Below are 13,474 nucleotides of genomic sequence, written 5' to 3'. Positions count from 1 at the left end.
TGGGCGGTTAACCGCCGAAATGGAGGGCGATGCTTAGGCGGGGCCGAGGATGTTGCCACCTGAGACGGTCACCTGGACCGCCGCGAGCGGCGCCGGTGCCGGGCCGCCCTGCACGCTGCCGTCAGTGGCGCTGAACTTGCTGCCGTGGCAGGGGCAGTTGATGGTGCCGTTCTCGACCGTCCGGACGATGCAGCCCGCGTGCGTGCAGACGGCCGTGAAGGCCTTGAACTCGCCCGCGGCCGGCTGGGTCACCACGATCTTGTCGTAGATCTTGCCGCCACCCACCGGGACATCGCTGACCGGACCGAGGACCGCTCCCCCGCCGCCGCTGGACGGCGTACTGGAGGATGACGCCGCTGAGCTCGGGGCCGACGTCGGCGCCGAGGTGGGTGCGGAGGTGGTGCCCCCGCTGGATGGCGTGCTGCTCGCGTCGTCGCCGCCACCGCATGCGGCGAGCAACGGGACGCTGACACCGGCGAGGCCGGCCACTGCGGCGCCTCGGAGCACCGCCCGCCGGTCACGCAGAGTGTCGATCGCCCGGGCGAGTTCTGCCGTTCTGTCGTTGCTCATGAATCTGGACCTCCAAGAGCTTGTTGGCAAAAGTAGTTGAACGTTCCGCTTCTTGCTGTTGTAGCCGACGACACCAAATCCCGTGCGGTGAGGCGCCGATATCTTCCCTACACGGGCCAGTCGCCCGGATGGTTCAACGTCCGGTGGATCTTTACCGAGTAGCGCGCTCGACCACCCTGGCAGCCGGCTCCGGAGTCGTCCGGCGGCTCGCCGGACGACTCCGGATTCCGGGCAGCCTCAGACAGAACAGGACCCCTGCCACGTCAACCGTGACAGGGGTCCTGATTCGGTACTGCGGGTCAGCTGACGCGCTTGCGAGCCGCAACCTTCTTGGCCGGCGCCTTCCCAGCCGTGCTCTTCACTGCGAGCTTCTTCGCGGCCGTCTTGGTCGCCACAGCCTTGGTCGCTGCGGCCTTCGTCGCTACGGCCTTCGTCGCGGGGGCCTTCTTGGCAGCGGTCTTCCTGGCCGTCACCGCCGCTCGTTTCGGCGCCGGCTCGGCCGCGGCCTTCTTCGCGCTCGGCTTGGCCGCCCGACCGCGGAGGATCTCGGCCAGGAACTCCCCCGTGTACGACGCCGGGTTCGCCGCGACGTCTTCCGGCGTCCCTTCCGCGACCAGCGTGCCACCACGGCGGCCGCCGTCCGGGCCGAGGTCGACGATCCAGTCGGCCGTCTTGATCACGTCGAGGTTGTGCTCGATCACCAGCACCGAGTTGCCCTTGTCGACGAGACTGCCGAGCACCCCGAGCAGTTTGCGGATGTCCTCGAAGTGCAGACCCGTGGTCGGCTCGTCCAGCACGTAGACGGTCCGCCCGGTGGAACGCTTCTGCAGCTCGGAGGCGAGCTTCACCCGTTGCGCCTCACCACCGGACAGCGTCGGCGCCGGCTGGCCGAGCCGGACGTACCCCAGACCGACCTCGTTCAGCGTGGTCAGGTGCCGGGCGATCGCCGGGATCGCGGCGAAGAACTCGGCCGCCTCCTCGATCGGCATGTCCAGGATGTCGGCGACCGTCTTGCCCTTGTAGTGCACCTCCAGCGTCTCCCGGTTGTACCGGGAGCCGTGACACACCTCGCACGGGACGTAGACGTCGGGCAGGAAGTTCATCTCGATCTTCAGCGTGCCGTCACCCGAGCAGGCCTCACAGCGGCCGCCCTTGACGTTGAACGAGAACCGGCCCTGCTGGTACCCGCGGACCTTCGCCTCCGGCGTCTCCGCGAACAGCTTGCGGACGTGGTCCCAGACCCCCGTGTACGTCGCCGCGTTGGAGCGCGGGGTGCGCCCGATCGGCGACTGGTCGACATGGATCACCTTGTCGACCAGCTCGAGCCCGGAGATCTTGGTGTGCCGGCCGGGGATCGTTCTGGCGCCGTAGATCTGCCGCGCCAGCGACGTGTAGAGGATGTCGTTGACCAGCGTCGACTTGCCCGAGCCGGACACCCCGGTGACTGCGACGAAGACCCCGAGCGGGATCGCCACGTCGATGTCCTGGAGGTTGTGCTCGCGCGCGCCGAACACCTTCAGCTCGCGGCCCTCGGTCAGCGGCCGGCGAACCGCCGGGATCGGGATCTCGCGACGGCCCGAGAGGTAGGCGCCAGTGATCGAGTCCGGGTGGTTGCGCAGCTCCTCGACGGTGCCGGACACGACCACCTGGCCGCCGTGCTCGCCCGCGCCCGGGCCGATGTCGACCACCCAGTCGGCGTGGTCGATGGTGTCCTCGTCGTGCTCGACGACGATCAGCGTGTTGCCCAGGTTCTTCAGCCGGACCAGGGTGTCGATCAGCCGCCGGTTGTCGCGCTGGTGCAGGCCGATCGACGGCTCGTCCAGCACGTAGAGCACGCCGACCAGGCCGGAGCCGATCTGGGTCGCGAGCCGGATCCGCTGCGCCTCGCCACCGGACAGCGAGCCGGCCGGCCGGTTCAGCGCCAGGTAGTCCAAGCCGACGTCGAGCAGGAACTGCAGCCGCTCGCCGATCTCCTTCACCACCCGCTCGGCGATCTGCTTCTCCCGCGGCGACAGCACCATACCGGCGAGGAAGTCGTGCACCTCGTCGATCGACATCGCGCCGATCTCGGCGATGTTCTTGCCGCCCATCGTGACCGCGAGCGAGATCGGCTTCAGCCGGGCGCCGTTGCAGGCCAGGCACGGCACCTCGCGCATGTACCCCTCGAAGCGGTCCCGGCTGGTGTCGCTGGACGCCTCCGCGTGCCGGCGCTCGACGTACGGGATGACGCCTTCGAAGGTCGTGTTGTACGAGCGCTCGCGCCCGTAACGGTTCTTGTACGAGACGTGCACCTGGGTCTCGTGGCCGGTCAGCAGCGAGCTCTTCGCCTTGGCCGGCAGCTCCGCGAACGGCGTACTCGTCTTGAAACCGAGATCGGTGGCCAGCGCGCCGAGCAGGCGCTCGAAGTACTGCGTGACGTTCGCCCCGGCCCACGGCTGGATCGCGCCCTCGTCGAGGGACTTCGACGGATCCGGGACGAGCAGCTCGGGGTCGACCTCCATCCGGGTGCCGAGCCCGGAGCAGACCGGGCAGGCGCCGTACGGGGAGTTGAACGAGAACGAGCGCGGCTCCAGCTCGTCGATCGCCAGCGGGTGGTCGTTCGGGCAGGCGAGCTTCTCGGAGAACCGGCGCTCGCGGCCCGGATCCTTCTCCGGCAGGTCGACGAAGTCGAGCGTGACGATGCCGCCGGACAGCCCGAGCGCGGTCTCGACCGAGTCGGTCAGCCGCTGCTTCGCGCTGCCCTTGACCGCGAGCCGGTCGACCACCACGTCGATGGTGTGCTTCTTCTGCTTGTCGAGCTTCGGCGGCTCGGTCAGCTGGATCGTCTCGCCGTCCACCCGGGCGCGGGAGAAGCCCTGGCCGGTGAGCTGGCGGAAGAGGTCGAGATACTCCCCCTTGCGGCCGCGGATGACCGGCGCGAGCACCTGGAAGCGGGTGCCCTCGTCGAGCTCCAGCACCCGGTCGACGATCTGCTGCGGGGTCTGCTTCGCGATCGCCTCACCGCACTCGGGACAGTGCGGCCGGCCGGCCCGGGCGAACAGCAGCCGCAGGTAGTCGTAGACCTCGGTGATCGTGCCGACGGTCGAGCGCGGGTTCTTCGAGGTCGACTTCTGGTCGATCGAGACGGCCGGTGACAGGCCCTCGATGAAGTCCACGTCGGGTTTGTCCATCTGGCCGAGGAACTGCCGCGCGTAAGCGGACAGCGACTCGACGTAGCGCCGCTGGCCCTCGGCGAAGATCGTGTCGAAGGCCAGGCTGGACTTGCCGGACCCGGACAGCCCGGTGAAGACGATCATGGCGTCGCGCGGCAGATCGAGCGAGACGTCCTTCAGGTTGTGCTCACGCGCTCCACGCACGATCAGACGGTCAGACACAAGCTCTACTCTCAGCCGTTCTCGAGGGATTTCTCGGGCAATCCGTGATGCTAACGGGGCCCACCGACAAAAACTTCCCAGCCGGTCGGCGGCCCGGATCCAGGAGGTCTTTCGAAAGCATATTCGATAGAGTCCAGACATGGTCGCACCGGAGCCAACGAGCCGCCTCATCGCCGAGTTACCGTCCGCGAACCGACGGCTGCTCGACACCGTCACCCAACTATCGGACGATTCAGTACTGCGCCCGTCGCTGCTGCCCGGCTGGACCGTGGGCCACGTGCTGAGCCACATCGCCCGCAACGCCGACGCCCTGGTCAACCTGTGCGACTGGGCTCGTACCGGCGTCCGCAAGCCGATGTACGTGTCGATGGAGGCCCGGGAGGCCGATATCGCCGACGGCGCCGCCCGGCCGCTCCCGGAACAACTCAAGGACATCGCCGACTCCGAGGCACGACTGCTGGAGCGTTTCGAGAACCTCCCGGCCGATGCGTGGGCCGTCGAGGTGAGCTGGCCGAGCGGAGCCGTCCGTACTGCGAGCCAGGTGGTCACCGCCCGGCTGAACGAGTTGGAGGTGCACCACGTCGACCTGGGTCTCGGGTACACGTTCGACGACGTACCGGCCGGGTCGCGCGATGCGCTGCTCACCTACACGACCAGTCGCTGGCCCAGCGGGTTTCCCGTAGTACTGGAGAGCTCTGACACCACCTGGTCGTCACCCGTTCGTCCCGCCGGTGCAAGGATCGTCACTGGCGGCAGTGCCGCTCTGCTGAGCTGGGTGCTCGGCCGGAGCGACGGCAGCGAGCTGGGCAGGGAGCCGGGTGGCGCCCTGCCGGAGCCGCCGCCATGGGGATGACCTGACTTAGGGAGAACGCATGACGGAGTATCACGGCAACGTCCACGTCGGCGGGCCGGCGCAGACGCACGAGCTGGCCAAGCTGATGATCACCAAGGTCGCCGTGGGCCCGACGAACAACAACGCCTACCTGCTACGCAGCCGGATCACCGACGAGCAGGTGCTGATCGACGCCGCCGACGAGGCCGGCACGCTGCTCAAGGTGATCGGCGAGGGCGGGATCAGCCGCGTCATCACCACCCACCAGCACCCGGACCACTGGCAGGCACTCGCCGAGGTGGTCGCCCGGACGAGCGCCGCGACCGTCGCCGGTCGCGACGACGCCGAAGGCATCCCGGTCCACACGGACGAGCCCGTCGGCGACGGCGACCGGATCCACTTCGGCGAGCTCAGCCTCGAAGTGATCCAGCTGGTCGGCCATACCCCCGGCTCGATCGCCCTCCTGTACGACGACCCGACGGGCCCGCCGCACCTCTTCACCGGCGACTCCCTGTTCCCCGGCGGCGTCGGCAACACCCGCGGCAACAAGGCGAACTTCGAGTCCTTGCTGAACGACGTCGAGACCAAACTCTTCGCCCGCCTCCCCGACGAGACCTGGGTCTACCCAGGCCACGGCGCCGACACCACCCTCGGCACCGAACGCCCATCCCTCGGAGAGTGGCGCACCCGCGGCTGGTAGATCCGCAACTGGTACGTCTGCAGCTGGCGGGCCCGTCGACGGTGGCCGCTCGCGCCGTTGGGCGTGCAGCGGGTGAGCGTCAGAGGATGCCGCGAGCCTCTTCCAGCTGGGCTTCGTCTGGCCAAGCACCGCCGCCCCCAACGGAGCGGCAACGATCGAGCCCAGCAAGGTACGACGACGCATGACGGTCTCCAGAGGGCGGTCCGGTAGATTGCTCACCGCGACTCTAGTCACACCGAAAGTAGTTGCCCACCTCGGCAACGGCCCGAACCTGCGGGCACCGAAGCCTTCGATCGCGCTTGCGCCCTAGGCTCGGCGTTCATGAACGGTTTCGCGCCCTACGACCCCGACTCGACCCGCCGGCCTACAGAGAGCGCGATCTCGGTACGACCGGCCGTCGCCGCGGATCTCGCTGTCTGCGCCGAGTTGATCGTCACCCGCACTGGCGGATCCGCCGAGGACCGCAGAGAGCGGTTGCTCACCGATCTCGAGCAGGCCGACCGGTACGTCGCGGTCGCCTGCGCAGAATCCGAAGTGATCGGCTACGGCGGCGTATTTCACTACGAACTCACCCCCGAGTATCCAACGGCCCCAACCGGCTACTACCTGGTCGGCCTGATCGTCGCGCCGACCTGGCGGCGGTACGGGATCGGCGAGCTGCTCACCCTCGACCGAATGCGCTGGACGGCCGAACGCGCCGACGAGATCCACTACTTCGCGAACCTCGCCAACAACGCAACCCTCGACCTCCACCAGAGGTTGGGTTTCACCGAAGTCACCCGCAACTTCACCTTCCCCAACTCCCCACTCAAGCCAGGCACCGGCGTACTACTCAAGGCTCCGCTCAGTCGGTGAGCTCGGCCGGCTCGGCGACGACGTCGACCAGGGCGTCATTGCGGACTGCGGTGATCTCAGTACGACGCCCGATCGCGTCGGCGAAGAGCTGGCGTTGGAGGGATTGGGCGTCTCGCAGCGGAGTGCCGTCTACCGCGAGGACCAGGTCGCCTTGGCGCAAGCCGGCTTCCGCGGCCGGACTGCCGGAAATCACCTCGACCACGCGCAGCGCGCTCCGTTGACCGAAGCGCTCCGCCAACTGCGGGCGTAGCGGGGCCGGGGTGGTGACCAAGCCCAAGTAGGCGCGGCGGACTCTGCCGTCATGCAGCAACGCGTAGATGATCCTGCGGGTGGTCGGGTTCATCGGCACGGCCAGGCCGAGACCGATGCCCGCGACCGCCGTGTTGATGCCGATCACGCGACCGTTGCCATCGGCAAGCGCTCCGCCGGAGTTGCCCGGGTTGAGCGCCGCGTCGGTCTGGATCACGTCCTCGATGATCCGGCTCGCCGTCCCCGACCGGACCGGCAGCGATCGCCCGAGAGCGCTCACCACCCCGGCCGTCACGCTCCCGGCCAGGCCCAGCGGGTTGCCCACGGCAACCACGAGATTGCCGACCTTGAGCTTGTCCGCGTCGCCGTACTCCGGCGGGTCGGGGATCTCCCGGTCAGCCCGCAGTACCGCGAGATCGGACAGCCGGTCCACCCCGATAACCCGCGCCTGCGCCGCCGTACCGTCCGCGAACTCCGCCGTCGCGCTGCTGCCATCACCGACAACATGCGCGTTCGTCAGCAGATGCCCGTCACCGGTCAGCACCACAGCCGACCCGGACGAGTCACCCCGCCGCCCCTGCACCCGCAGACTCGCCACCCGCGGAATCAACCGCTCCGCCACCCCCGACACCACCCGGGAGTACGCATCCAACACATCGTCATCCATCATCTCGCCGCCTCCTGCTTACATCATTACTCCGCAATCAAGTCGGCGAGTGTGGTGACGGCTTCTCCCCCTCAGCTCACGACGCCGGAGGCATCACCTACGCGATACGGCAGGTAGGTGTCGACATAGATCCCGACTCGCCCGGCGAGGACGGAACTCGGGATCACGTAGATGCTGCCGTCACCGAGGACGATGAAGAACAGGTCGAGAGAATCCGGATCGTAGGGCATCTTGCCGGCCGACTTGTCGAGCAGGTACGGGCGCCGCCCCACACCGACGCTCCAGCGGCCCCGACCGTTTGCGCGGACACCCGTCTTGATCTGCACCCGCTGGATACCATCCTTAGTGGTCACCAAGAGGTCATACAACTGCGGTTCGACAGGCAACGCGACCGCGCAACCACGCATGGCGAACCACGCCATGGCAATGCCTGGTGCCGCAGCACTGAGCATTTCCGGCTGAACCGGCTGGTCGAACACCTCGCCCGTCATCGACGCACGGTGTGGCGTCTTCAAGTGGCTGCAGTCGAGATCGAGCCGGACGGCATGCCCCTTGATCCGGACTCGGTCCTGACCGCTGTCGGAGATTCCAAGGCTGACGAAGACCTCGCTCCAGCAGGTCGATCCAAGCAGAGCTTCACGAAGCTGACCATCTGTCCATCGGCGCTGCCCGGTGAAGTGTTCGCTGTCCAACTCAAGCCTGAGCGCATGCCGCTTGATGGTGCGAATCACACCCGCGGAGGTGTCCTTCAGACCCAGAGCGCGGGCAACCGCCCGCCAAGACCTGTTGTCCTCAACCGCCTTACGCAGTTGGGCATCGCTCCAACTGCGCTTGTCCCCAATCGTGTTCATACGGAGACCATAAAGAGGGGCACCGACAGATCGGTGCCCCTCTTTATGGTCGGGCTGACAGGATTTGAACCTGCGACCCTCTGGCCCCCAGCCAGATGCGCTACCAAGCTGCGCTACAGCCCGAACGGTCGTCCCCGGGAGGACGACCGGGGTAAACCTTACCCCATTCGGAGAGCAGTTTTGACCAGCGGTCCTAGTGTTTCAGCTTCTTCACGCGGGGGCGGATCTGGACGTGGACGGGGCTGCCGACGAAGCCGAAGTCCTCGCGGAGGCGGCGTTCGATGAAGCGCTGGTACGACGGCTCGAAGGCGCCCGAGGTGAAGATCGCAAAGGTCGGGGGCATCGTTGTCGCCTGGGTGCCGAAGAGGATCTTCGGTTGCTTGCCGCTGCGCACCGGGTGCGGGTGGGCGGCGACCAGACGGCCCAGGAACGCGTTCAGCTGGCCGGTCGGGACGCGCGTCTGCCAGCCGTCCAGAGCGGCCTCGATGGCCGGTACGAGCTTCTCCATGTGGCGGCCGGTCATCGCGCTGATGTTGACCCGCGGCGCCCAGCGGAACTGGACCAGGTCGCGGTCGATCTCGCGCTCGAGGTAGTAGCGCCGGTCCTCGTCGACCAGGTCCCACTTGTTGTAGGCGATGACGAGGGCCTTACCGGCTTCCTCGACGGTGTTCATGATCCGCAGGTCCTGCTCGGTCATCGGCTCGGACGCGTCGATCACGACGACGACGACCTCGGCCCGCTCGATCGCGCTGTTGGTGCGGAGGCTGGCGTAGTACTCGTGCCCCTGCACGTTCTTGACCTTGCGCCGGATGCCGGCGGTGTCGATGAAGCGCCACTGCTTGCCGCCGAGGGTGATCTCCTCGTCGACCGGGTCGACGGTGGTACCGGAGACCTCGCTGACGACGACGCGGTCTTCCTTCGCCACCTTGTTCAGCAGCGAGGACTTGCCCACGTTCGGCTTGCCGACGATCGCGACCCGGCGCGGGCCACCGAGCTGAGCGTCCCGCTCGGCCGGTGCCTCCGGCAACGCGGCCAGCACTGCGTCCAGCATGTCGCCTGTCCCGCGGCCGTGCATCGCGGAGATCGGGAACGGCTCCCCGATGCCCAGGCTCCACAGGTTCATCGCCTCGGCCTCGACGCGGGCGTCGTCGACCTTGTTGGCGGCCAGTACGACCGGTTTGCCCGCCTTGCGCAGCACCCGGACGACGGCCTCGTCGGAGTCGGTGATGCCGACCGTCGCGTCGACCACGAACAGCACCGCGTCCGCGGCGTTGATCGCGACCTCGGCCTGGGCGGCGACGAGCGCGGCGAAGCCGACGGCGTCCGGATCCCAGCCGCCGGTGTCGACCAGCGTGAAGCCGCGGCCGGCCCAGTTGGCGTCGTACGAGACGCGGTCGCGAGTAACGCCCGGGGTGTCCTCGACCACAGCCTCGCGGCGGCCGATGATCCGGTTCACCAGCGTCGACTTGCCGACGTTCGGCCGGCCGACGATCGCCACCACGGGCAGCGGGCCCAGGTCCTCGCGGTCGTGGGTCGGCTCCGCGTCGAACTCGTAGCCGGTGGGCAGGTCACTCATCAGGATCCTTATGGTCTGGCTTGCCCGGTAGCGGGTGGCCGGTGGCTTCGACGGCCGCCTGCACATGAGCCCGCAACACGTCGCCGATCTGGTCGGCAACCGCGCGTACGTCGACATGCCTCCGGGGAAATGATACGCGGTCAACCGTGAAGGTCTCGCCATACACCACGTCGACCCGGCTGCCCTTGGGCGGATAGACCTCGATATCGCCACCTGGCCGGCGAGTCCCGAGCAGTGCCACCGGCAGGATCGGCGCACCCGTGACCATCGCCAGGTACGCCACTCCGCCGCGCACCTGGCGGAAGTCGCCGGGACCGCGGGTCCCTTCGGGATACACGCTCAGCACCCGGCCCCCGCGCAGGATCTGGATCGCCCGGCGGATCGCCCGGATGTCGTACTCCGAACGGTCGACGGCAATCTGCCCAGCGCGATGCAGAAGGAACCCCTGCAGCCCGTGGAAGGCCTCGACCTTGCCCAGCTGGTGCATCATTCTGGGCGCCGTGGCCCCCAGTAACGGCCCGTCGAGCAGGCCCAGGTGGTTCGGCGCGACCAGGACCGGGCCGCTCGCCGGGAAACGCTCCTCGTGGTGGATGGTCAACTCGTAGCGCCACCGGATGTACGGCTCGACCAAGTGACGTACGACACTGCCCAACCGGTACGGTATGGCCGGCAGGTCATCGGTCCGGGGCAGGTCTTGCTGCCCGGTCAGTTCGTCAGCAGTCATGAAGTTCGGTCGCTCGGCACGGCCTCAGCCTCCTTCGCGAGTCGGCAAATCACGTCGATGACCTCTTCCAACGTCAGGTGGGTCGAATCGATTTCCACCGCGCCGTCGGAGGCCACCTGGAACTGCGAGACGGTCGAGTCGTCGGCGTCGCGCCGGACGATCTGGTCCCGCAGCTGCTCGGCGGTCACCGAGCCGTCGGCCAGCTCGGCCTTGCGGCGGGCCATCCGGGCGTCCTGGTCCGCGGTCAGCAGCACCTTCAGCTCAGACTGCGGCGCCACCACCGTCGCGATGTCGCGCCCCTCGACCACCGCGCCACCGGTCGGCTGAGCCGCGTCGATCAGCTCACGCTGGCGGCGGATCAGCTCGGCCCGTACGTCGAGGTTGGTGGCGATCTTGCTGACGCTGGCGCTGATCCGGGGATCGCGGATCGCCTCGGTCACGTCCACCCCGTCAGCAGCGAACCGGGCCCGCTGTGGATCGGTGCTGATCGACAGCACTACTGCGCGGGCGCGCTCGGCGACCGCCGCGAGGTCGTCCAGGTCGAGCCCGTACTCGAGCGCCGACCAGGTCACCGCCCGGTACATCGCGCCGGTGTCCAGGTACTGCAGACCGAGCCGGGTGGCGACTCCACGGGCCGTGCTCGACTTACCGGACCCGCTCGGGCCGTCGACTGCGATGATCATGGCCTGAAGATTACCGGTGGACGGCCCAGCCCCGCTCGGTCAGTACCCGGACCAGCTGATCCACCGACGCCGGTTTGACCGAAAGCTCGACCTCACCGATCGGGCGGCCCGGACTGTGGTCGATCCGCAGATCCTCGACGTTGGCGCCGGACTCGGCCGCATCCGCAAACAACCGGGCCAGCTGACCGGGCCGGTCGGGAATGGTGACGAGGACCGGTACCAGCTCGATGTGCGGGGAGCCGTGCTTGCCGGGAACCCGGATCGCGCCGGAGACTCCACGGTTCAGTACCGCGGTCACCTCGTCCGTCGACTCTTCCTTGCCCAGAGCAATCAGCAGCCGGTCGAGCTCGTCGCGAATCTGCTCCAGCAGGCCACTGAGAGCGGGCGAGTTCGCTGAGACGATCTGCGTCCACAGCCCGGGGTCGCCGGCCGCGATCCGGGTAACGTCGCGAACACCTTGCCCGGACAGCTCGAGGTGCGCGGCGGGCGCGTCGACCAATGTGCCGGCGGCCAGCGAGGACATCAGCTGCGGGAGGTGCGAGACGCGAGCCACGGCGAGATCGTGGTCGGCGACGGACAGCTCCACCGTGCGGGCTCCAGCGGCCTCGGCGAGGCGTCGTACCAGTTCGACCGCGGCGGGGTCGCTGGTCTCGTGCGGGGTGATCGCCCAGGTCGCGCCGTCGAAGAGGTCCGCCCGGCCGGCCAGCGGGCCGCTCCGCTCGGAACCGGCCATCGGGTGGCTGCCGACGTACCGGGAGAGGTCTTCGGGCTTGGCGACCAGGGCGCGGGCGTCGTTGAGTGGCTTCGACTTGACGCTGGCGGCGTCGGTGACGATCGCGTCGGTCTGCTGGAGCTGCTCGGCGACGACCGCGCCGACGTGGTCCGGCGGGACTGCGACCACTACCAATTGAGGCTCGATCTGGACCAGCCGCGAGCCGGCCCCGATCCGCTCGGCCATCAAAGCGTTGTCCGGGTGGGCGTCGATGAGCTCCACGACGACGCCGAGTCGCCCGAGGGCCAGGCCGATCGACGTACCGATCAGGCCGGTTCCGACGATCCGGACGGGGCCGCGCAGCTCTGTCACTGGGCGCCGGTCAGGTCGGGGCGCAGGCTGACGGCTCCATGCAGGTAGACGTGCTGGACCTTGTCCCGTGACCGCGCCGACTCGGCGTGCACCATCATCCGGACCACCCGCGGCAACGCGTGCGGTACGTCGATCTCCTGCATGCACATCAGCGGTACGTCGGTCAGCCCGATCTGCCGGCCGGCCACCGCCGGGAACTCCGAGTGCAGGTCCGGCGTGACGGTGAACAGGATGCTGATCAGGTCCTCGGACTCCAGGTCGTTGGCCTCCAGCACGGCCCTGACCAGCTCGGCGGACCGCTCGAGCAGATGCTCGCGCTCGTCCACCTCGAGCTGGGTGGCTCCGCGGATCGCCCGTACCGCCACAGCGTCTGCCTCCTAGATCGGTGATGCGTGATTGGTCTCAACCCTAGGACAGAACGTCCAGCCAGTGCGTCACCGTCTCGGATTCTGCGCCTCGGCGGCGTCGACGGTCTGCTCCAGCAGCAGTGCGATGGTCATCGGTCCGATCCCGCCGGGGACCGGGGTGATCAGGCTCGCCACCTCGGCGGCCTCGTCGAAGTGGACGTCGCCGACGTTGCCTTCGTTGTATCCGGCATCGATCACGACCGCACCGGGCTTCAGCCAGTCGCCCCGGACGAAGTTCGCCCGGCCGACCGCGGCGACCACGATGTCCGCGGTACGGACGATGCCGGCCAGGTCGCGGGTCTTCGAGTGCGTGTAGGTGACGGTCGCATTCGATGCCAGCAGCAACATTCCCATCGGCTTGCCGAGGATCGGGCTGCGGCCGATGACGACGGCGTGCGCCCCTTCCAGCGGCACATCGTACGCCTGCAGCAAGCGCAGGATGCCACCGGGCGTACAGGAGACGAAGCCGGGCTCACCGAACGCCATCGCGGCGAACCCGTGCATGGTGACGCCGTCGACATCCTTGCCCGGAGCAATCGCCTCGAACGCGGCCCGCTCGTCGATCTGCGCCGGCACCGGGTGCTGCAACAGAATGCCGTGCACCGCCGGGTCATCCGAAAGCTTCCGCAGCTCGGCCACCAACTCCTCGGTGGTCGTCGCCGCGGGCAACACCACGCTCCGCGACCCGATGCCGGCCTTCTTGCTCCGGTTCTGCTTCATCCGCACGTAGGTCGCCGACGCCGGGTCGTCCCCCACCAGCACAGCCGCCAGACACGCCTGCACGCCGGTCTCGTCCTGCAGCTTCCTGGCCCGCTCCCCCGCCCTCACCACCAGCTCGGCAGCAAGATCGGTCCCAACCATCAACTTGGCCGTCACAGCACGTTCCTCCAGGCATCGACGAA

13 protein-coding genes and 1 tRNA gene are annotated in these 13,474 nt (G+C 68.3%); 3 read left to right on the top strand and 11 right to left on the bottom strand.

Going from position 1 to position 13,474, the window contains the following annotated elements; genetic code table 11:
- Positions 1–33: 33 nt before the first annotated feature.
- Positions 34–570, bottom strand: a complete 537-nt coding sequence (locus G3I17_RS04005) for a Rieske (2Fe-2S) protein (protein ID WP_164594034.1) — start codon at positions 568–570, stop codon at positions 34–36.
- A 299-nt stretch (positions 571–869) separates the two neighbouring features.
- Positions 870–3,944 carry an excinuclease ABC subunit UvrA gene (gene uvrA, locus G3I17_RS04000; protein ID WP_164594032.1) on the bottom strand — a complete coding sequence of 1,025 codons (3,075 nt, stop codon included), beginning with the start codon at positions 3,942–3,944 and terminating at the stop codon, positions 870–872.
- Positions 3,945–4,083: 139 nt separating this feature from the next.
- On the opposite strand from uvrA, the gene G3I17_RS03995 reads away from it, so the two are divergent.
- The 3 genes from G3I17_RS03995 to G3I17_RS03985 all read left to right on the top strand — a co-directional run bounded on the left by G3I17_RS03995 (position 4,084) and on the right by G3I17_RS03985 (position 6,331).
- Positions 4,084–4,797, top strand: coding sequence for a maleylpyruvate isomerase family mycothiol-dependent enzyme (locus G3I17_RS03995; RefSeq protein WP_164594029.1), 714 nt, complete (start codon positions 4,084–4,086; stop codon positions 4,795–4,797).
- Positions 4,798–4,816: 19 nt separating this feature from the next.
- Complete coding sequence (locus tag G3I17_RS03990; protein ID WP_164594026.1) at positions 4,817–5,476, top strand: MBL fold metallo-hydrolase; 660 nt, start codon at positions 4,817–4,819, stop codon at positions 5,474–5,476.
- Positions 5,477–5,797: 321 nt separating this feature from the next.
- Entirely contained in the window at positions 5,798–6,331 is a 534-nt protein-coding gene (locus tag G3I17_RS03985) for a GNAT family N-acetyltransferase (RefSeq protein ID WP_164594023.1), read from the top strand.
- Here G3I17_RS03985 and G3I17_RS03980 read toward each other — a convergent pair.
- From G3I17_RS03980 to G3I17_RS03940, 9 genes are all read right to left on the bottom strand, one after another.
- A complete protein-coding gene (locus G3I17_RS03980; RefSeq protein ID WP_164594020.1) occupies positions 6,321–7,250 on the bottom strand; it encodes a trypsin-like peptidase domain-containing protein in 930 nt (309 codons plus the stop codon). The genes G3I17_RS03985 and G3I17_RS03980 overlap by 11 nt on opposite strands.
- 68 nt (positions 7,251–7,318) lie before the next feature.
- A complete protein-coding gene (locus G3I17_RS03975) occupies positions 7,319–8,098 on the bottom strand; it encodes a hypothetical protein (RefSeq protein ID WP_164594017.1) in 780 nt (259 codons plus the stop codon).
- 46 nt (positions 8,099–8,144) lie between these two features.
- A tRNA-Pro gene (locus G3I17_RS03970) sits at positions 8,145–8,221 on the bottom strand.
- A gap of 70 nt (positions 8,222–8,291) precedes the next feature.
- Positions 8,292–9,674: a ribosome biogenesis GTPase Der gene (gene der / locus G3I17_RS03965; protein WP_164594013.1), complete on the bottom strand. Its 1,383-nt coding sequence runs from the start codon at positions 9,672–9,674 to the stop codon at positions 8,292–8,294.
- On the bottom strand, positions 9,667–10,398 hold the full coding sequence (locus G3I17_RS03960; protein ID WP_164594011.1) for a lysophospholipid acyltransferase family protein: 732 nt from the start codon (positions 10,396–10,398) through the stop codon (positions 9,667–9,669). Before G3I17_RS03960 ends, der begins: the two co-directional genes overlap by 8 nt.
- A complete protein-coding gene (cmk, locus tag G3I17_RS03955; RefSeq protein WP_164594008.1) occupies positions 10,395–11,081 on the bottom strand; it encodes a (d)CMP kinase in 687 nt (228 codons plus the stop codon). The genes G3I17_RS03960 and cmk overlap by 4 nt, the downstream gene beginning before the upstream one ends.
- 10 nt (positions 11,082–11,091) lie before the next feature.
- The gene (locus G3I17_RS03950) at positions 11,092–12,165 is read right to left on the bottom strand and encodes a prephenate dehydrogenase (RefSeq protein WP_164594005.1); all 1,074 of its coding nucleotides are present in this window, start codon (positions 12,163–12,165) and stop codon (positions 11,092–11,094) included.
- Positions 12,162–12,530 carry a chorismate mutase gene (gene aroH, locus G3I17_RS03945; RefSeq protein ID WP_164594003.1) on the bottom strand — a complete coding sequence of 123 codons (369 nt, stop codon included), beginning with the start codon at positions 12,528–12,530 and terminating at the stop codon, positions 12,162–12,164. Before aroH ends, G3I17_RS03950 begins: the two co-directional genes overlap by 4 nt.
- Positions 12,531–12,599: 69 nt before the next feature.
- The gene (locus G3I17_RS03940; RefSeq protein ID WP_164594231.1) at positions 12,600–13,433 is read right to left on the bottom strand and encodes a bifunctional 5,10-methylenetetrahydrofolate dehydrogenase/5,10-methenyltetrahydrofolate cyclohydrolase; all 834 of its coding nucleotides are present in this window, start codon (positions 13,431–13,433) and stop codon (positions 12,600–12,602) included.
- Positions 13,434–13,474 lie beyond the last annotated feature (41 nt).

It is taken from the genome of Streptomyces sp. SID13031 (assembly GCF_010548305.1).
Classification (GTDB): domain Bacteria; phylum Actinomycetota; class Actinomycetes; order Propionibacteriales; family Kribbellaceae; genus Kribbella.
Note: the sequence above shows the minus strand (reverse complement) of the source record. Positions and strands in the feature narration are given on the sequence as shown.